This is a genomic window from Streptomyces sp. URMC 123, from assembly GCF_051386515.1.
Taxonomy (GTDB): Bacteria; Actinomycetota; Actinomycetes; order Streptomycetales; family Streptomycetaceae; genus Streptomyces.
The window spans coordinates 1-18,010 of record NZ_JBPQTV010000031.1; the positions used below are offsets into that span (position 1 = coordinate 1).

Consider the following 18,010-nt stretch of genomic DNA (forward strand, 5'->3'; position numbering starts at 1 on the left):
GTGGGTGGGCGGGAGAACAAACCCCGCGCCGTAGGCGCGCGGCCCGGTCACACCTTGTGATACGTGCGCGCATCATCCGTCGCCGCCAGAACCAGATCCAGCTCCGCCCCGACGGACGCCGTCACCAACGCGGCCACCGCGCCCTCCACGAAGGGCGCGTCCGCGATCGTCACCCGGCCCGGCCGCGCCCACGCCCCCGCGTCCGTCTCCGCCAGCACCGACTTCACCGTGAGCACCGCGCTGCCCATGTCGCACACCACCACGACGCCCTTGCCGCCGTCCACCCGCTTGATCGCGTCGCGGATGAGCGTGGCGCTCGTGCCGATGGAGCCGTCGTCGGTGCCTCCCGCGGTGGCCAGCGGGGCGGGGGCGCCGCTGCCGACCAGCGCCCTGGCGAGCTCCGCCGTGGCCGTCGCGACCTCGCGGCTGTGCGACACCAGCACGACACCGACGCGCGGCTCCGCCTCCCGGCCGGCCATCCCGTCCCCGTACACCGGAGACGTCTCCTCACCCGCCGAGGCACCGGCGCCCTCCGCCGCCCTGGCGTCGCCCGCCTCCGCCGCGACCCCGCACAGCTCCGGGTCCGTCGCCTCGTGGAGCGCGGTGAGCAGCAGCGCCGTGGACGCCGCTCCCGGGTCCTCGTGGCCGATGCTGCGCTCGCCGAGGTAGCTGGCCCGGCCGCGCCGGGCCTGGAGCGGAATGGTCGCCGCCGCTCCGTCCCGGGCGGCCTCCGCCGCCGCCCGCAGGGCGTCCGGCGCCCCGGCACCGGCCCGCAGCGCCTCGCCGTACGCCTCGGCCGCGGGGGCGAGCGCGTCGACCATGGTCTTGTCCCCGGGGCTGGAGTCGCCGAGCCGCCGCACCCCGGCGACCGCGGCGTCGAGCGCCTCGCCCAGCGCCTCCGGGGACACGGTCTCCGCGTCGCCGAGCGCCTTGCCCGCGCGCCGCAGCACGGTGCCGTAGAGCGGGCCCGAGGCCCCGCCGACGGTGTTGGTGAGGTGGTTGCCGAACGCGACCAGGAGCGCGCCGGGCGTGGTGGGCGGCTCGGCGGCGACGGCCGCGGCGGCGGACGTGAAGCCGCGGGTGAGGTTGGCCCCGTGGTCCGCGTCGCCGATGGCCGAGTCCAGCTCGGTCAGCCGGGCGGCCTCCTGCTGGATCACCTGCGTGGCGCGGTCCAGCCAGCGGCGGAAGAACGCGGTGTCGAGGGGTGCGGTGGACGGGCCCGGCGAGACGGTCATGGGCGGGGCTCCTCGGGTGCGGCGGACGACCTGTCGCTCCCAGTCTGCTCCCGCCCGGACCGGCCCGGCCCGCCGCCCCCACCGGAACCTCGCCCGTCGCGGCCCGCCTACCCCTCCACCGTGGACAGCTCCAGCCCGTCGGCGACGATCTCGTCGGAGGTGACCAGCGCCTGTTCCGCGTCGACGTTCGTCATGAAGACGAACGGGGGCACCACCGGCGGCACGGGCAGCGTGTCGGGGGTGAACGTCAGACACACCAGCCCCTGGAGACAGCCGCTGAAGCGGGTGAGATAGAGCGTCACCTCGCCGCTCAGCTCCAGCTTCCGCGCCCGCAGCGTGAGTTCCGGGCCCCCGTCACGGGTGCGCAGCCGGTAGTCGGTGAGCGAGGCGGCCCGCATTCTGAGCACCATGGCGTCGAGCGGCCCGGCGGCGGTGGGCACCCGGACCACCCCGGCCAGGGTGAAGCCGATGGGCGCGAACAGTGAGGTGGTGACGGTCGGCGGGGTGCGCGCCGCCTGCGGAATCCCTCCCCGGAGGGCCCCGGCCGCCCCGGTCGTTCCGGCCGCCTCGACGGCCTCGACGGCCTCGCGGGCCCCGCCGGCCCTGTCGGCCGCCACCGCCCGCTGCGCCCCCGCGGGCGCGCCGACGGCCAGCAGCAGCACCACCGGCAGGACGGCGGCCAGCGCCTTGGGCGGCTCCGGCCGGGCCCGCTCGCGCGGCGTCCAGCCCACGGCCATCGCCCCGCCCGCGATCCCCAGCACCATGCCGACGAGAAAGCCGCCCAGATTCGTCGCGGCGAACGAGAGCACCGACAGGATCAGCGCGTGGACGCCCACGTAGAGCCGGGTGTGCGGCAGGAACCAGAGAAAGAGCCCGGCGGCGAACAGCGCCACCCCGATGCCGATCGCGGCGAGGCCCCCCAGCCCCAGGCTGATCAGCACGGTCAGCGGGGACAGCGGCACGGCGACCAGCTCCGCGCCGGCCAGGAGCAGCAGCAGCCCGGCCCAGAAGGGGCGGGTCCGCCGCCAACGGCGCAGGGCCGCCCGCCACTCGGCCGCGGAGCGGCGGTCCCGCCACCCCGGCCGTGCCCTCAGAAGCACGCCGGTCCGTCCAGCTTCACATTCAGCTTGAGACCCTTGAGCCGGAAGTTGCCGCCCGTCGCCGACCAGGCGTGCGACTTCACCCCGGCCACCGAGATGTCCCCGGCCTGGAGGCCGAACGCCCCCGCCTCGCCCTTGACCCCGCGCACCGCGTCGAGCGTGGAGGCGTCCCGGCCGATCTGCGCGGTGCCGAAGCGGGCGTCGCCGACGAGGTCCTCGCCGTCGATCACCAGATCGGTCGCGGTGACCTGGCCCGCGGGCCCGCCGGCCGTCAGCTTGAACACGACCGTCCCCAGCGGGGTCTTCACCCGCGCGGCCTGGCAGATGTCGGCCAGGGCGGCGTCACCGATGCCCAGCAGGGCGACCGGGTGCCCCTTGCCGTCGACGGACCGGTCGACCTGGACGTACGAGGCCAGGCCCTTGCTCTCCAACTTGCTGGAGGCCACCTGGAAGTTGGTGCCCGAGACCGCGAAGGAGGCCGCCAGCGCGCCCTGGGCCATCACCCCGGCCAGCACGCCGACGGCCAGTACGGCGGGCGTCGCCACGACCGCGACCCTCTTCCATGCCGTTCTGCCTTCCGGCAGGCTCCGGTTGCCTTCGCTCACGGTGTTCTCCCCGGGTGCAGCGGATCGACCGGCCGCGCGCCGCGCGGCCGCTGACATGTGCGGATGCGCAAGGAGTGCGAGGGAGTGCGAGAACCGCCCGAGGGGCGGCGGAGCAGTGGAGCGGTGGAGCGCTGAGCAGTGGAGCGCTGAAGCAGTGGAGCGGTGGAACGATGAAACGGCGAAGCGGTGGTGAAACGGGAAAAGCGCCGGCGGACGGGCGCTCGGACGCGCGAATCGGCGGCCGGGAGCCCTCTGTCATACTGCGAACGTCCGGCGGTAGTGGGAGACTAGGGCCGAATTTGAATAATAGTCAACAGCGCGGCGCCGCCCCGGCGCGCACCGCGCGCGGCGGCGAGCGCTCCCGGGCTCGCCGGGCCGAACTGATAGCGATCGGGCGGAAGTTGTTCGCCGACACGTCCTACGACGCGCTGTCCATGGACGACATCGCCCGGCACGCCGGGGTCGCCAAGGGGTTGATCTACTACTACTTCGCCAACAAGCGCGGCTACTACCTCGCGATCATCGAGGACGCGGTGACCGAACTCGTGGCACGCGCCGACGGCGGCCGGGAGCTGCCCCGCACCGAACGCGTGCAGCGCACCGTCGACGGCTATCTGCGCTACGCCCAGCACCACCAGGCGGCCTACCGGGCCATCGTCGCCGGCGGCGTGGGCTTCGACGCCGAGGTGCACGCCCTGCGCGACGGGGTCCGCGAGCGGCTGCTCGGCTCGATCGCCGAGGGCGCCTACGGCCGCCGGGACATCCCGCCCGTCGCCCGTACGGCGCTGATCGGCTGGATGAGCTGTGTGGAGGGCGCCACACTGGACTGGCTCGGCCGGGGCGAGCCGGCCCGGGAGACCGTGGTGGCGCTGCTGGTGCGCCTGCTGCGGGAAACACTGCGCGCCGTCGAGGACTTCGACCCGAGCTGCCCGGCCCCGCCGCCCGACGCCTGACCGCTGCCCGCGCGCGACCTCCGCCGCCCGCCCGGCGCCGTACGCCGCCCGACGCGCCGGGACGCCCCCCGGCGCCGGCCGGAGGGCGTCCCGCGAGGTCACGCCGCGCAGTCACGCCGCGAGGTCACGGCGCGTGGTGACGGTCCGTCATCCGCGACCCGTCAGCGAATGGCCCGGATGAGCTCGCCGTTCGCCGTGTCGCCGCTCAGCTCCCAGAAGAAGGTGCCGGCCAGGCCCTGCTGGTCCTTGTAGGCCATTTTCCCGCCGATCGTGGCCGGGGTGTCATAGCTCCACCACTGGTTGCCGCAGTGGGCGTACGCGGTCCCGGCGACGGTCCCGTTGGCCGGGCAGCGGTTCTTGAGCACCTTGTAGTCCTCGAACCCCGCCTCGTACGTGCCCGGCGCCGCGCCGGTGGCCGTGCCGCCGGGGGCCGACTGGGTCACCCCGGTCCAGCCGCGGCCGTAGAAGCCGATGCCCAGCAGCAGCTTGTCCGCCGGGACGCCCATGGCCTTGAGCTTCTGGATGGTGGCGTCGGTGTTGAAGCCCTGCTGCGGAATGCCCGGGTAGGACGTCAGCGGGGAGTGCGGGGCGGTGGGGCCCTGGGCCGCCCAGGCGCCGAAGTAGTCGTACGTCATCGGCATCAGCCAGTCCGCGTACCGGGCCGCGCCCGCGTAGTCCGCCTTCTCCAGCCGGCCGCCGGGGGAGGCGTCGGCGGTGATCGCCGCGGTCACGAGGTTGTTGGCGCCGAAGCGCGAGCGCAGCGCCGACATCAGCTCCCGGAAGGCGTGCGGGCCGCTGCTGTCGCAGGTCAGGCCGCAGGCGTTGGGGTACTCCCAGTCGATGTCGATGCCGTCGAAGACGTCCTTCCAGCGCGGGTCCTCGACGAGCTTGTAGCAGGAGTCGGCGAACGCGGCGGGGTTGCGGGCGGCTTCGCCGAAGCCCCCGGACCAGGTCCAGCCGCCGAACGACCAGACGACCTTGAGGTGCGGGTACTGCTTCTTGAGCTTGCGCAACTGGTTGAAGTTGCCGCGCAGCGCGCCGGCGTCCCAGCTGTCGGGGTAGCCGTCGACGCTGGCGTTCGCGTCGTAGAACTTGTCGTAGTCGGCGTAGGCGTCGCCGATCTGGCACTTGCCGCCGCTGACGTTGCCGAAGGCGTAGTTGATGTGGGTCAGCTTGCTCGCCGAGCCGGAGGTCGCGATGTTCTTGACGTGGTAGTTCCGCTGGTAGACGCCCCACTGGGCGAAGTAGCCGATCACCTTGCCGCCGGCGGCGCTCTCGGCGGGAGCGGCCGGCGCTCCCGGTGCGGCCGGTGCGGCCTGTGAGGTCGAGGCGCCCCGTGCGGCCGGCGCGTTCTGCGGGGCCGGGGAGCCCGCCGCGGCGGGGACGGCCGCCAGCAGGGTCGCGGTGAGCCCGGCCGCGCAGGCGGCGGCGAGGGCGGCCGGAAGCGCCCGTATCCGGGAGCGGCGGTGTGGGACGGTCCGATGTGGCTGGGGCATGGAATCTCCTCGGTGGGGGTGGGACGAGGGACGGGCATGCGACGTCACGGCCCAGCGCTTTGACATGAACGCGCAGAGGGTTGGCGAAACCGTAGAAGGACTAGACCATCGCGTCAATGGTTCGGACCAATCTCCGGCAGGTCCGCTGCGGCGGGCCCCCGAAGCGATGCCGGAGCCGCCCTCCGAGCCGTACGAGCCCGAGCCGGGGCCGTACCGGAGCCGTACGGACTCGCACCGGAGCCGCCCCGAAGCCGTACGGACTCGCACCGATGTCGCGTCCGGGTCGCACCGCGGCCGTGCCGGAGCCCTGCCGACCGGGCTCGACCAGTGACGGAGCGCCGCTGATCGGGCATACTCAAGCCGCCACAGCCGCTGGTCAGCCCCATCCGCGACCCGGAGAGGCAGCATCGGCTCAGCAGCACCAGGTCGGCGGGCGCGACACCACCCTCAGCGCGCGACCGCCGCAGCGCCCGACAGGGAGGAGAGCGCCCGTCATGACCGACCGCGCCCCGCAGACGGCGGTGGACCGCCAACTGCCCACCGAGGAAGCCCGGGACCTGTTCGTCCTGGTCCGTGAGCTGGCCCAGCGCGAGATCGCCCCCCGGGCGGCCGAGGAGGAGGACGCCGGCACCTTCCCCCGGGAGACCTTCACCCTGCTGTCCCGCTCGGGCCTGCTGGGTCTGCCGTACGACGAGGAGCACGGCGGCGGCCAACAGCCCTACGAGGTCTACCTCCAGGTGCTGGAGGAGCTCGCCGCCGCCCGGCTCACCGTGGGCCTCGGCGTCAGCGTCCACACCCTCGCCTGTCACGCGCTCGCCACCTACGGCACCAAGGAGCAGCGCACCGAGTTCCTCCCGGACATGCTCGGCGGCGGCCTGCTCGGCGCGTACTGCCTCTCCGAGCCCTCCTCGGGGTCGGACGCCGCCTCCCTGCGCACCCGCGCCGTGCGGGACGGCGAGGACTGGGTGATCACCGGAACCAAGGCATGGATCACCCACGGCGGGGTCGCCGACTTCTACACCGTGCTCGCCCGCACCGGAGGGGAGGGACCGCGCGGCATCACGGCCTTCCTCGTGCCCGGTGACGCCGAGGGGCTCACCGCCGCCCCGCCCGAGCGCAAGATGGGCATGAAGGGGTCACCCACCGCCCAACTCCACTTCGACGGCGTACGGGTGCCCGACCTCCGCCGCCTCGGCGACGAGGGCCAGGGCTTCGCCATCGCCCTCTCCGCGCTCGACTCCGGCCGGCTCGGCATCGCCGCCTGCGCCATCGGGGTCGCCCAGGCCGCCCTGGACGAGGCCCTGCGCTACACCACCGAGCGGCGGCAGTTCGGCCGGCCGATCTCCGACTTCCAGGGTCTGCGGTTCATGCTCGCCGACATGGCCACGCGGATCACCGCCGGCCGCGCCCTCTATCTGTCGGCGGCCCGGCTGCGCGACGCCGGCCGGCCCTTCTCCCACCAGGCCGCCATGGCCAAGCTGTTCTGCACCGACACGGCGATGAGCGTCACCACCGACGCCGTGCAACTGCTGGGCGGCTACGGCTACACCGCGGACTTCCCGGTGGAGCGGTTCATGCGGGAGGCGAAGGTGCTGCAGATCGTCGAGGGCACCAACCAGATCCAGCGGATGGTCGTCGCCCGCCATCTCCTCGGGCCCGAGAAGCACTGACCTTCGGCCGCCGGCGCGGCGGTCGAAGCATTGACGGGGCCCGCCGGCGCGGTGCTCGCGGCACTGACCGGGCCGGAGGGCGGAGCGACCTCCGCCGGGGCGCCGCGGCCGAACGAGCGAGGGGTTCGCCCCGGGGGCGGGCCCCCGGGGCGAACCCCCCTCGTCCTCGGCTCCTGGGCCGTCAGGCTCAGGCGTCTTCCCGGGCCCGGCCGCGGCGGCGGCGCGGCACGGGGAACGGGCGCTTGATCGGGCGCGAGCCCGGCCCGCCCACGTGGGAGAACGGCTGGGTCCGCCAGTCCAGCCCCTCGGGCAGGGTCAGCAGCAGCGCGGCGTCCTGCTCCTGGGCGTCGGCCGAGTCGTCCGCGGGCGAGGCGTCCGCGACCGTGCGCCCGCTCCCGGGGCACACGGTGAGGCCGAACGGGTTCCAGGGCGTGGGGCAGAGCGCGTGCTCGGGGAGCACGTCCTCGTCGGCGAGCAGCGCGATGGGCCGCGCGCAGTCCGGGCACACCACCCGGAAGATCTCGTACAGCTCGTAGACCTCGTAGGCACTGTCCTCGTCCGGGTCGCCGGGCTCGTCGGCGGCGCCGTCCGGCTCGAACTCCGGGCCCGCCGACACGGGCTGAACTGTGTCCTCGTGACTGGGGCGCTTCAGGCTACGCATGGTGTTTCTCCCCCTCGGGTGGGCCGACCAGGGACCGCGGCCTCGACCACAGCAAGCATTTCCCGCGCCGTCCCCGAGGTAATCGCACGACTCTCCGCGAGCGGAGGTGAAACATGTGGCATTCGTCACACGCGGCTCGTGAAACGCTCCCGAACCGCCCCCGGCCGTGCCGGTGTGCTCCCGGCGCAGTGGTGCGGCCGTCAGGTGTGCCAAGAGGACGGGCGCGCTGTAGGTTGATCCGCTGTGGAGGAATTGGACCGGCAGATCGTGGAATTGCTCGTCAAGGACGGGCGGATGAGCTACACCGACCTGGGCAAGGCCACCGGCCTGTCCACCTCGGCGGTGCATCAGCGCGTCCGCCGGCTGGAGCAGCGGGGCGTCATCCGCGGCTACGCCGCGGTCGTCGACCCCGAGGCCGTGGGGCTGCCGCTCACCGCGTTCATCTCCGTCAAACCGTTCGACCCCAGCGCGCCCGACGACATCGCCGAGCGGCTCGCCGACGTGCCCGAGATCGAGGCCTGTCACAGCGTCGCGGGCGACGAGAACTACATCCTCAAGGTGCGCGTGGCCACCCCGCTGGAGCTGGAGCACCTGCTCTCCCGCATCCGCAGCCTGGCCGGGGTCTCCACCCGGACCACGGTGGTGCTCTCCACGCCCTACGAGGCCCGCCCGCCCCGCGTCTGAGACGGCCTCGGCGGAACCGGTCCGCGGCTCACGTCCGGAGCCGGTCCCCGGCCGACCTCCGGAACCGGTCGTGGGCCGCGCCCGCGCGGCCCCTTCGGCACCCCGCGTGCGGGCCGGCCCGGCGCGGGCGCGAAACTAAGGGCGTGCCGAGCCGTCGGGCCCCTCTCACCGGTCTTCCGGCTTCTCCGGTCCTTCCGGTCCCGGGCGCGACCGGCCTCTCCGGTCCTCCCGGCCCCGGGCGCGGAGCGGCACACGACGAACACCGGCCCGACACCGCGAGGCGATCAGCAGTGACCGACCCGACCCCACCGACCCCCCTCCCGACGACCGACGCGGATCTCGCCGACCGCACGGTGCTGCTGCGCGGCGGCACCGTGCACAGCCCGGCCGACCCCTTCGCCACCGCCATGGTCGTCGAGCGGGGCGCCGTCGCCTGGGTCGGCTCCGAGGGCGCGGCCGACGCCTTCGCCGACGGCGTCGACGAGGTCGTCCACCTCGACGGCGCCCTGGTCACCCCCGCCTTCACCGACGCGCATGTGCACACCACCGCCACCGGCCTCGCGCTCACCGGACTCGACCTCGCCGGCACCCGCACCCTGACCGAGGCCCTGGACCGGGTCCGCGCCCACGCCGCCGCCCACCCCGCCGACCGGGTGCTCCTCGGCCACGGCTGGGACGCCACCCGCTGGCCCGAGAACCGGCCCCCCTCCCGCGCGGAGCTGGACGCGGCGACCGGCGGCCGCCCCCTCTACCTCAGCCGGGTGGACGTGCACTCGGCCGTGGTCAGCGGCGCCCTGCTCGACCTCGTACCCGCCCTGGCCGGCCACCCCGACCGGCCGCTCACCGGCGACGCCCACCACGCGGCGCGGCGCGCCGCGTACGCCGCCGTCACCCCCGCGCCGCGCGCCGACGCCCAGCGCGCCGCGCTGCGCCACGCCGCCTCCCTCGGCATCGGCACCGTCCACGAGTGCGCCGGCCCCGAGATCTCCGGCGCCGACGACCTCACCGATCTGCTGGCCCTGGCCGCGCGCGAGAGCGGCCCCCGCGTCTTCGGCTACTGGGCGGAAGCGGTCACCGGCCCCGGCGACGCGGACCGGGTGCGCGCCCTCGGCGCGCTCGGCGCGGCCGGCGACCTCTTCGTCGACGGCTCCCTCGGCTCGCACACCGCGTGCCTGCGCGAGCCCTACGCCGACGCCCCGCACCACGGCACCGCCCACCTGGACGCCGCCGCGATCGCCGCCCATGTCACGGCGTGCACGGAGGCGGGGCTCCAGGCCGGCTTCCACGCCATCGGCGACGCGGCGGTCACGGCCGTCGTCGAGGGGGTGCGCGCCGCGGCCGAGAAGGTCGGGCTCGCCCGGGTGCGCGCCGCCCGCCACCGCGTCGAACACGCCGAGATGCTCACCCCCGAGACCGTCGCGGCCTTCGCCGAACTCGCCCTCACCGCCTCCGTGCAGCCCGCCTTCGACGCCGCGTGGGGCGGCGACGACGGCATGTACGCCCGGCGCCTGGGCGTGGCGCGGGCCCGCACCCTCAACCCGTACGCCGCCCTGCTGCGCGCCGGGGTGCCGCTGGCCCTCGGCTCCGACAGCCCCGTGACCCCCCTCGACCCCTGGGGCACGGTCCGCGCCGCCGCCTTCCACCGGACCGCCGAGCACCGGATCTCCGTGCGTGCCGCGTTCACCGCCCACACCCGCGGCGGCTGGCGCGCCGTGGGCCGGGACGACGCCGGCGTGCTGGTCCCCGGCGCCCCCGCCGACTACGCCGTCTGGCGGACCGGCGACCTCGTCGTGCAGGCGCCGGACGACCGCGTCGCGCGCTGGTCCACCGACCCCCGCTCGGGCACCCCGGGCCTGCCCGACCTCACCCCCGGCCACCCGCTGCCGGTCTGTCTGCGCACCGTGGTGGGCGGGCGCACGGTCTTCGCACGGCCGAACGAGTGACGTACCGGGGTGGCGCGCACCCGGTCGGCGCCGGCGGCCCGGCGCGCCACCTGCGGATCTTCCCCGTCGATCGCGCGGAACGGAGAATTCCCGCAGGTCGTACGGCTGTTGACAGGAAGCGGTCGGCGGCCGGTAGGTTCGGCCGGGTCCACCACGGGACGTCCGGCCGCCGCACACCTCCCGCAGTCGTCGAACGCCGCTGGGCCATGGGGTGGCGCGCCGCACGGCGCCCCAGCACCGGGAGCCAGGTCCAGCGCGCGCGCCACGGGGGCGAGGGAAGGCAGTGGCCCGGCCGGCAGGTGCGACCCGGGAGGGGCCCGGATGCTCAGTAGACAACGGCTCTCGGTCGACCCGCAGCCAGCGGGTCCCAGGTCGGCCCGAAGAGCGCCGGGCCCCGGTTCCGTTCCCGGCCCACCGGCCCCCGCCCGACCGGGTGGCGGCGGCCGGGAGAACCTCCCGGCGCGGGGCGACACGGCCCGTGCCGACCGCGTCGGCGCAGGTCCGGACCGGTCGCTCGCTATGGTGGGGCTTTCGTCCCGCACCGCCGCGATGCGGTACGACGGGCGAGGGCGAACGAACGAGAAGGGGCAGCAGTGAACGACGGCGGTCAAAGGCAGTACGGTCCGCTCGGCACGACCTTGGTGATCATTCCGACCTACAACGAGGCGGAGAACATCAGGCCGATCGTGGCCAGGGTCAGGGCGGCGGTGCCCGACGCGCACATCCTCATCGCCGACGACAACAGCCCCGACGGCACCGGCAAGGCCGCCGACGAGCTCGCCGCCCAGGACGATCACGTCCACGTCCTGCACCGCAAGGGCAAGGAGGGACTGGGCGCCGCCTATCTCGCGGGCTTCCGCTGGGGCATCGAGCACGACTACGGCGTCCTCGTCGAGATGGACGCCGACGGCTCCCACCAGCCGGAGGAACTGCCCCGGCTGCTGACCGCGCTCAAGGGCGCCGACCTCGTTCTCGGGTCGCGCTGGGTGCCCGGCGGCCGGGTGGTGAACTGGCCCAAGTCCCGCGAGTTCATCTCCCGCGGCGGCAGCCTCTACTCGCGCCTGGCCCTCGACCTGCCGCTGCGCGACATCACGGGCGGCTACCGCGCCTTCCGCCGGGAGACCCTCGAGGGCCTCGGGCTGGAGGACGTCGCGTCCCAGGGCTACTGCTTCCAGGTCGACCTCGCCCGGCGCGCGATCACGGCCGGCTACCACGTCGTCGAGGTGCCCATCACCTTCGTCGAGCGGGAGCTCGGCGACTCCAAGATGAGCCGCGACATCCTCGTGGAGGCGCTGTGGCGGGTGACCGCCTGGGGTGTGGGATCGCGGGTCGAGCGGGTGCTGGGCCGCGCCAAGGGCGCCGGGCACGGGGACGCCCGGGGCGGCGGCCGGGCCCGGTCCGGCGGCCGGACCGAGGGCAGCGGTCAGGCCCAGGGCGGCGGCGAGGGCAGCGCTCAGGCCCAGGCCCAGGGCGGCGGTGCGGCCCAGGGCGGCGCCGAGGGCAGCGCTCAGGCCAGGAGCGGCGGCAAGGCCAAGGGCGGCGGCGGAGCCAAGCCCGCCGGCCAGGGCAAGGACAAGGGCCTAGGCGAGCAGACTCCCGTCGATTCGTGACAGCAGCTCGGCGGGCCCCTCGTACACCGCGACGGCGCCCGCCTCGAGCAGTTCCGCCCGGGACACGCCGCCGGTGAGCACCCCCAGGCAGGGCACGCCGGCCCGCTCGCAGGCCGTCACGTCCCACACCGTGTCACCGACGAAGACCGAGGCGTCCGGCTGGGCGCCGGCCTGCTCCAGGGCCCGCCGTACGAGGTCGGGGGCGGGCTTGGACGCCCCCACGTCGTCGGAGCTGGTGACCGCCGAGACCGCCTCGTGCGCCCCGACCGCGTTGCGCATCACCTCCAGTTCCTGGCCGTGCGCGGAGCTGGCGAGCACCACCGTCCAGCCGCGGTCGGCACAGGCGCGGAGCAGATCCGCGGCGCCCTCCAGCGGCGCCAGCCGGGTCCAGTACTCGGCGTAGAGGGTCCGGTGCGCGGCACTGATCGCCTCTGCCTCGGCCGCGTCGGGCCGCCCGCCCAGCACATGGCCGATCAGGTGGTCGGAGCCCATGCCGACGGCCCGGTGGATCGAGGCCATCGACACCCGGCGACCCGCTTGGCGCATCGCCTCCCACCAGGCGACCGTGTGCAGGTACGTGCTGTCGACCAGGGTGCCGTCGACATCGAAAACCGCTGCTCCGCGCCGTGCCATGGGGTCCTCCAGGTTTGCCTTCGCGACTGACGGGAATTCCGCACCTATGGTGCAAATTGGATACACGATGCTCACCGAACAGGCGGGACCGCGCGAGCTCGTCGAGCATGTCGTGGCCGCGGAACGGGTCGGCTTCGACTTCTCCGTCACCTCGGATCACTACTCTCCCTGGCTCGCTTCCCAAGGTCACTCGCCCTATGCCTGGAGCGTCCTGGGCGCGGCCGCGCAGGCCACCTCGCGCATCCCGCTGATGACGTACGTGACCTGCCCGACGTTCCGCTACCACCCGGCGGTCGTCGCCCAGAAGGCCGCCACCGTGCAGCTGCTCTCCGAGGGCCGCTTCCGCCTCGGTCTGGGGTCGGGGGAGAACCTCAACGAGCACATCATCGGCGGCGGCTGGCCGTCCGCGGATGTGCGCCAGGAGATGTTCGAGGAGGCGGTGTCCATCATCAGGGCGCTCTTCGAGGGCGGTTATGTGAACCACCACGGCCCGCACTACGACGTGGACTCCGCCAAGCTCTGGGACCTGCCGGACGAGCCGCCGCCCATCGGGATCGCCGTCTCGGGCGAGCAGTCCTGCGAGATCGCGGGCCGCCTCGCGGATCTGGTGATCGCCACGGAGCCCCGCCCCGAGCTGGTCCAGTCCTTCGAGCGGCACGGCGGCGCGGGCAAGCCGCGCGTCGGACAGGTCCCGGTCTGCTACGACCCGGACCGGGACGCCGCGGTGCGGCGCGCGCACGAGCAGTTCCGCTGGTTCGGCGGCGGCTGGAAGGTCAACGCCGAGCTCCCCGGCCCCACCTCGTTCGCCGCCGCGACCCAGTTCGTCCGGCCCGAGGACGTCGCCGAGGCCATCCCCTGCGGTGACGACGTCTCCCGCTACGTCGAGTCCGTCCGGGAGTTCATCAAGGCCGGCTTCACCGAGGTGGCGCTGGTCCAGATCGGCGGCGAGAGCCAGCACGCCTTCCTGGAGTGGGCCGGCAGCACGCTGCTGCCGGCGCTGCGGGAGCTGTCTCCCTCCGACGACTGACGCCGGCGCCCCGGCCGCCCGGCCACGCGTCGCCCCCGCCACCAGCCCCACACCCCGCTGTCCTGCTCGTGGTCCAGCGCCCAGTCCAGGCACTGGTCGCGCACCGGGCACCGGCGGCACACCGCCTTCGCGGCCGCCACCGTCATCACGGCGGGGCCCGAGGTGCCGATGGGGAAGAAAAGGTCAGGGTCCTCGTAGCGGCAGGCGGCACTCTGGCGCCAGTCCATGGGTCCACTCCGTTCCGTCGCGCAACGCTCTCGGACGCCTCGATTCCGCGCCGTTCCCTCGCGCGTCGATGTCGCGCCCCTATCGGGCCTGGGGACCGTGGATCGATCCCTTCCGCTGCTCGCGTACCCGCACCCCGGGCCACGATGCGCGGACCGGCCGTCGAAGAGGCGCCCTCTTCGACGACCCGGCGCGGCCCCGGGGCCCGGTTTCCCGGCCCGGCCAGGCACACTTGGGGACATGACCACCGGCGCACCGCACCCGACCCCGTCCCGCAATCGCCCCCGCCGCTCGCGCGCCCGCACCCTGGTGCCCCTGGGCATCGTGGCCTGGGTGGTGCTGGAGGTCTGGCTGCTGAGCCTCGTCGCCGACGCGGCCGGCGGGCTGACGGTCTTCCTGCTGCTGCTCGCCGGCGTGGTGCTGGGCGCGATCGCCATCAAGCGGGCCGGCCGGCGGGCCTGGCGCGGGCTGACGGCGAACCTCCAGCGGGCGCAGGGCGCGGCGGCCGCCCGCCCCGGAGGCCACGGGGACCGGGAGGACGCCGGCGTCGGCGGGGCGCCCGCCTCCGGCTCCGAGAGCGGCGGCACCACCCTGCCGATGCTCGGCGGACTGCTGCTCATGGTGCCCGGACTGCTCTCGGACGTGGCCGGGCTGCTGTGCCTGTTCCCGCCCACGCGGGCGCTGCTGCGGCGCCGGGTGGAGCGGTCGCTGGAGCGCAGGATGCGCGCGGCCGCCCCCGGCGGCCTGGAGGACGTCCTTCAGCAGGCGCGCATCCACCGCCCGGACGGCAAGGTGGTGCCGGGCGAGGTCGTCCGCGACGAGGAGCGCGGCGGAGGGCAGGGCGGGGCGCATGGCGGCGGCGCGGGCCCCCTCGACCGGCGGTGAGCCGGCCGGCGGCGGGCGCGGTGGGTGTGCGCCTCGATGCGCGCCTGGGTGCGCGCGCTGAGCATGCGCGCCGCCGAGTGCGCGTGCGCGCCCCGTGAGCGGAACGTCACGGAAAAACGACGAGGTGGGGTCGGGACTCCTGGAAAGGAAGTCCCGACCCCACCTCGTCGTGTCAGCGTGGAGCGACCCCGCAGGGGGTCACGCGGACTTGCGGTTGTCCCGCGGATGCACGGCGATGTTCATGGCACCGGAGCGCAGGACCGCCAGCCGTTCGGCCAGCACCTCCTCCAGCTCCTCGCGGGTGCGCCGCTCCATGAGCATGTCCCAATGCGTACGCGCGGGCTTGCCCTTCTTCTCCTCGGGGCCTTCGCCATCCACCAGGAGTGCCTGGGCGCCGCAGGCCCTGCACTCCCACTCCGGCGGAATTTCCGCCTCGACCGAGAACGGCATCTCAAATCGATGTCCGTTCTGGCATGCGTACTCCACCGCCTGGCGCGGGGCCAGATCGATGCCGCGGTCGGTCTCGTAGCTGGTAACCACGAGTCGCGTACCGCGGAGAGCTCGCTCACTCATGAATCGTGCCTCCCGGGCTTCTCGCCCACAGGACAGGTGTCGCTGTCGTCGTCATCCGGTCAACGTCCGGTGGGCGGTGAAGATTCCCGATCCGGGACATGCGTCGCCCGTCGTGCCGCCCCTTGTTGTACCCACCAGCGCCCGGTTTGTCACATCTGACAGCAGATGTCACCCAGCGTTCAAGTTTCTTTAGCGCGCAGTAACGGTCAACCCGGCGGGTCAAGGGCGTACACTACCGGCCCGCGCGCACAACCCCTAAATCGGCCCTCCCGGGGCGGTCTTCGGCCGGGCTCACACCCGCCGCGGCACCGGGTTCCCGGCGGCCGCCACCGCACGCCGCACCGGCACCCGGGCCAGCAGCACGAAGCCCACGATGAAAAAGATCACCAGGGAGACGATGGCGTCGCGGTAGCTGCCGGTGAGCTGATAGGCGAGGCCGAACAGGAGCGGGCCCAGCCAGCTGGTGCCGCGGTCGCTCAGCTCGTACGCGGAGAAGTACTCCGCCTCCTTGCCGGGCGGCACCAGGTGCGAGAAGAGCGACCGGGACAGCGCCTGGCTGCCGCCCAGCACCAGGCCGATCGCCGCCGCGAGGGCGAAGAACCACACCGGCGCGCCGGCGGGCAGGAAGTACCCCGCCCCGACGGTCAGCGTCCAGGCCACCAGCGCGCCCAGGATCGTGCGCTTCGCGCCGTGGCGCCGCGCCAGCCGGCCCATGCCCAGCGCCCCGACCACGGCCAGCACCTGCACGAGCAGGATCGCCACGATCAGCGTCGTCTGGTCGAGCCCCAGCTCCTGGGAGCCGAACACCGACGCCTGCGAGATCACCGTCTGCACGCCGTCGTTGTAGACCAGATACGCCAGCAGGAACATCAGCGTCAGCGGATGGCGCCGCATGTCCTTGAGCGTCGCGGCCAGCTGCCGCCAGCCCTGGCCCAGCGAGGCCCCGCCGGCCACCGCACCGCCGCCGGTCTCCGCCCCGCCGCCGTCCCCCGGGGCGGCGGCCCCGGCGACGCGCCGGTCCCGCAGCCTGCGCAGCGGCACGAGCGTGAACGCGCCCCACCACACCCCCGCCGACGCCAGACAGAGGCGGACCGCCATCTCCTGCGACACCCCGAACGTCTCGTGGCCCGCGTACAGCCCGAGGTTCGCCACGAGCACCAGCGCCCCCGAGGCGTAGCCGAACGCCCAGCCCCGCGAGGAGACCGCGTCCCGCTCGTGCGGTTCGGCGATCTGTGGCAGGAACGCGTTGTAGAGCACCATGGAGACCGCCAGCGAGGCGTTGGCGATCACCAGCAGGACGCCCCCGAGCAGATAGCGGTCCCCGGCCAGGAAGAACATCCCGGCGGTGGCCCCCGCCCCCAGGTAGGCCGCGGCCGCCAGCAGCGGCTTCTTGCGGCCCGTACGGTCCGCGATCGCCCCGACCATCGGCATCACCAGCACGGCGAGCAGCACGGAGGCCGACACCGCGTAGGCGAAGAAGGAGCCCGCGCGCACCGGGACGCCGAGCGGATGGACGAAGCCGTCCGCGTCCGCGGCGGCCTTGGCGACCTCCGTCAGATACGGGCCCAGGAAGACCGTGAGCACGCTCGTCGAATAGACCGAGCAGGCCCAGTCGTAGAAGTACCAGCCGCGCTGCTCCCGGCGCCGCTCCGCCGTGCCCGGCGCGGGGCCGGGCGCCGGCCCGTCCGCCGTGCCGCCACCGCCCCGGTCCGTGCCCGCGCCGCCGCCGGCGGCGTCCGTGCCGCCGTGGCTCGCCGGGCCCGCGCCGCCGGAAACCGACGCTCCGGGCGTGCCCACCGTGTCCGTGCCCATGCGGGCCCCCTTCGATCCCCGTTGTCCCCGTCGCCATCGCTGTCACCGTGGCCGATGTGTCCGGCCACGAGCCGACGGGTGGGGGCGGGCGAGAGCAGCCGGGCCGGCCGTAGCCTCCCGACCGGCCGTCAGACCCAGGCACCCCGGTCGGTGAGTACCGTGCGCAGCGTGTCGATGTGATCGGTCATGATGCCATCCACGCCGAGGTCGAGCAGCGCCCGCATGCGCTCCGCCTCGTTCACCGTCCACACGTGCACCTGGAGGCCACGGGCGTGCGCGGCCCGGACGAAGGAGCGGTCGACCACCCGGATTCCCGACTGGCGCTCCGGCACCTGCACCGCCACCGCCGTGCGCCGGGCGGTGGCCGGCAGCCCGTACGCGCGCAGCCGCAGCCCCACCACCCCGCGGGTGCCGTACGAGGTCGCCAGCCGCGGCCCGGCCAGCCGCTGGGCGCGCGCCACCCGCGACTCGGAGAAGGAGCCCACGCACACCCGGTCCCAGGCGTCGGCCTTGGCGATCAGCTCCAGGAGCGGGGCCAGCGCCGCCTCGGCCTTGACGTCCACGTTCCAGCGGGCCCCGGGGAACTCCTCCAGCAGGTCCTCGAAGAGGGGCAGCGGTTCGGTGCCGCCCACCCGCGCCCGGCGCACCACGCTCCACGGCAGCGCGCCGATGCGCCCCCGGGCGTCGGTGACCCGGTCCAGGGTCGCGTCGTGGAAGGCGACCAGCGCGCCGTCCGCGGTGGCGTGCACATCCGTCTCCAGATAGCGGTAGCCGGCGGCCACCGCGCGGCCGAAGGCGGCGACGGTGTTCTCCAGGCCGTCCGCGGCCCCGCCCCGGTGGGCGAAGGCGAGCGGCGCGGGATGGTCGAGGAAGGGGTGGCGGGGGCGGGGGATCGGTG

General features: G+C 74.5%; 15 protein-coding genes and 3 pseudogenes. 7 read left to right on the plus strand and 11 right to left on the minus strand.

Annotated features, from left to right (window positions below; translation table 11 throughout):
• Nucleotides 1-47 precede the first annotated feature (47 nt).
• The 4 genes and pseudogenes from dhaM to ACSNOD_RS06745 form a co-directional block, all read right to left on the minus strand.
• Complete coding sequence (gene dhaM, locus ACSNOD_RS06730; RefSeq protein WP_436765855.1) at nucleotides 48-479, minus strand: dihydroxyacetone kinase phosphoryl donor subunit DhaM; 432 nt, start codon at nucleotides 477-479, stop codon at nucleotides 48-50.
• Between the two features lie 111 nt (nucleotides 480-590).
• Nucleotides 591-1,235: pseudogene (gene dhaL, locus ACSNOD_RS06735) on the minus strand (dihydroxyacetone kinase subunit DhaL); the annotation flags it as partial.
• A gap of 107 nt (nucleotides 1,236-1,342) precedes the next feature.
• Nucleotides 1,343-2,335 carry a DUF6114 domain-containing protein gene (locus tag ACSNOD_RS06740; RefSeq protein WP_436765828.1) on the minus strand — a complete coding sequence of 331 codons (993 nt, stop codon included), beginning with the start codon at nucleotides 2,333-2,335 and terminating at the stop codon, nucleotides 1,343-1,345.
• On the minus strand, nucleotides 2,326-2,835 hold the full coding sequence (locus ACSNOD_RS06745) for a DUF6230 family protein (RefSeq protein ID WP_436765856.1): 510 nt from the start codon (nucleotides 2,833-2,835) through the stop codon (nucleotides 2,326-2,328). The genes ACSNOD_RS06740 and ACSNOD_RS06745 overlap by 10 nt, the downstream gene beginning before the upstream one ends.
• A 404-nt stretch (nucleotides 2,836-3,239) precedes the next feature.
• On the opposite strand from ACSNOD_RS06745, the gene ACSNOD_RS06750 reads away from it, so the two are divergent.
• Complete coding sequence (locus tag ACSNOD_RS06750) at nucleotides 3,240-3,893, plus strand: TetR/AcrR family transcriptional regulator (protein ID WP_436765829.1); 654 nt, start codon at nucleotides 3,240-3,242, stop codon at nucleotides 3,891-3,893.
• A 161-nt stretch (nucleotides 3,894-4,054) separates the two neighbouring features.
• On the opposite strand, the gene ACSNOD_RS06755 is transcribed toward ACSNOD_RS06750, so the two are convergent.
• Nucleotides 4,055-5,389: a glycoside hydrolase family 18 protein gene (locus tag ACSNOD_RS06755; protein ID WP_436765830.1), complete on the minus strand. Its 1,335-nt coding sequence runs from the start codon at nucleotides 5,387-5,389 to the stop codon at nucleotides 4,055-4,057.
• Between the two features lie 494 nt (nucleotides 5,390-5,883).
• Here ACSNOD_RS06755 and ACSNOD_RS06760 point away from each other — a divergent pair, with 494 nt between their 5' ends.
• Entirely contained in the window at nucleotides 5,884-7,059 is a 1,176-nt protein-coding gene (locus ACSNOD_RS06760) for an acyl-CoA dehydrogenase family protein (protein ID WP_436765831.1), read from the plus strand.
• A gap of 187 nt (nucleotides 7,060-7,246) precedes the next feature.
• Here ACSNOD_RS06760 and ACSNOD_RS06765 read toward each other — a convergent pair whose 3' ends face one another.
• Nucleotides 7,247-7,720, minus strand: coding sequence for a hypothetical protein (locus ACSNOD_RS06765; RefSeq protein WP_436765832.1), 474 nt, complete (start codon nucleotides 7,718-7,720; stop codon nucleotides 7,247-7,249).
• A gap of 243 nt (nucleotides 7,721-7,963) precedes the next feature.
• On the opposite strand from ACSNOD_RS06765, the gene ACSNOD_RS06770 reads away from it, so the two are divergent.
• The 3 genes and pseudogenes from ACSNOD_RS06770 to ACSNOD_RS06780 all read left to right on the plus strand — a co-directional run.
• The gene (locus ACSNOD_RS06770; RefSeq protein WP_436765833.1) at nucleotides 7,964-8,404 is read left to right on the plus strand and encodes an Lrp/AsnC family transcriptional regulator; all 441 of its coding nucleotides are present in this window, start codon (nucleotides 7,964-7,966) and stop codon (nucleotides 8,402-8,404) included.
• 407 nt (nucleotides 8,405-8,811) lie between these two features.
• Nucleotides 8,812-10,347, plus strand: coding sequence for an amidohydrolase (locus tag ACSNOD_RS06775; RefSeq protein WP_436765857.1), 1,536 nt, complete (start codon nucleotides 8,812-8,814; stop codon nucleotides 10,345-10,347).
• Nucleotides 10,348-10,940: 593 nt separating this feature from the next.
• Nucleotides 10,941-11,708 (plus strand): annotated as a pseudogene (locus ACSNOD_RS06780) (polyprenol monophosphomannose synthase); the annotation flags it as partial.
• Nucleotides 11,709-11,927: 219 nt separating this feature from the next.
• Here ACSNOD_RS06780 and ACSNOD_RS06785 read toward each other — a convergent pair.
• Complete coding sequence (locus ACSNOD_RS06785) at nucleotides 11,928-12,590, minus strand: HAD family hydrolase (protein ID WP_436765834.1); 663 nt, start codon at nucleotides 12,588-12,590, stop codon at nucleotides 11,928-11,930.
• 46 nt (nucleotides 12,591-12,636) lie between these two features.
• On the opposite strand from ACSNOD_RS06785, the gene ACSNOD_RS06790 reads away from it, so the two are divergent.
• On the plus strand, nucleotides 12,637-13,617 hold the full coding sequence (locus ACSNOD_RS06790; RefSeq protein ID WP_436765835.1) for an LLM class F420-dependent oxidoreductase: 981 nt from the start codon (nucleotides 12,637-12,639) through the stop codon (nucleotides 13,615-13,617).
• Nucleotides 13,618-13,661: 44 nt separating this feature from the next.
• Here the strand turns inward: ACSNOD_RS06790 and ACSNOD_RS06795 are convergent.
• Nucleotides 13,662-13,844 (minus strand): annotated as a pseudogene (locus tag ACSNOD_RS06795) (WhiB family transcriptional regulator); the annotation flags it as partial.
• Between the two features lie 238 nt (nucleotides 13,845-14,082).
• Here ACSNOD_RS06795 and fxsA point away from each other — a divergent pair.
• Nucleotides 14,083-14,727 (plus strand): FxsA family membrane protein, encoded by a 645-nt coding sequence (gene fxsA, locus ACSNOD_RS06800; RefSeq protein WP_436765836.1) that lies wholly within the window; start codon nucleotides 14,083-14,085, stop codon nucleotides 14,725-14,727.
• Between the two features lie 198 nt (nucleotides 14,728-14,925).
• Here fxsA and ACSNOD_RS06805 read toward each other — a convergent pair whose 3' ends face one another.
• The 3 genes from ACSNOD_RS06805 to ACSNOD_RS06815 form a co-directional block, all read right to left on the minus strand.
• Nucleotides 14,926-15,300, minus strand: coding sequence for an RNA polymerase-binding protein RbpA (locus tag ACSNOD_RS06805; protein WP_356193356.1), 375 nt, complete (start codon nucleotides 15,298-15,300; stop codon nucleotides 14,926-14,928).
• Nucleotides 15,301-15,591: 291 nt separating this feature from the next.
• Nucleotides 15,592-17,112 (minus strand): MFS transporter, encoded by a 1,521-nt coding sequence (locus tag ACSNOD_RS06810; protein WP_436765837.1) that lies wholly within the window; start codon nucleotides 17,110-17,112, stop codon nucleotides 15,592-15,594.
• 128 nt (nucleotides 17,113-17,240) lie between these two features.
• Nucleotides 17,241-18,005: a glycerophosphodiester phosphodiesterase gene (locus tag ACSNOD_RS06815; protein WP_436765858.1), complete on the minus strand. Its 765-nt coding sequence runs from the start codon at nucleotides 18,003-18,005 to the stop codon at nucleotides 17,241-17,243.
• Nucleotides 18,006-18,010: the final 5 nt, after the last annotated feature.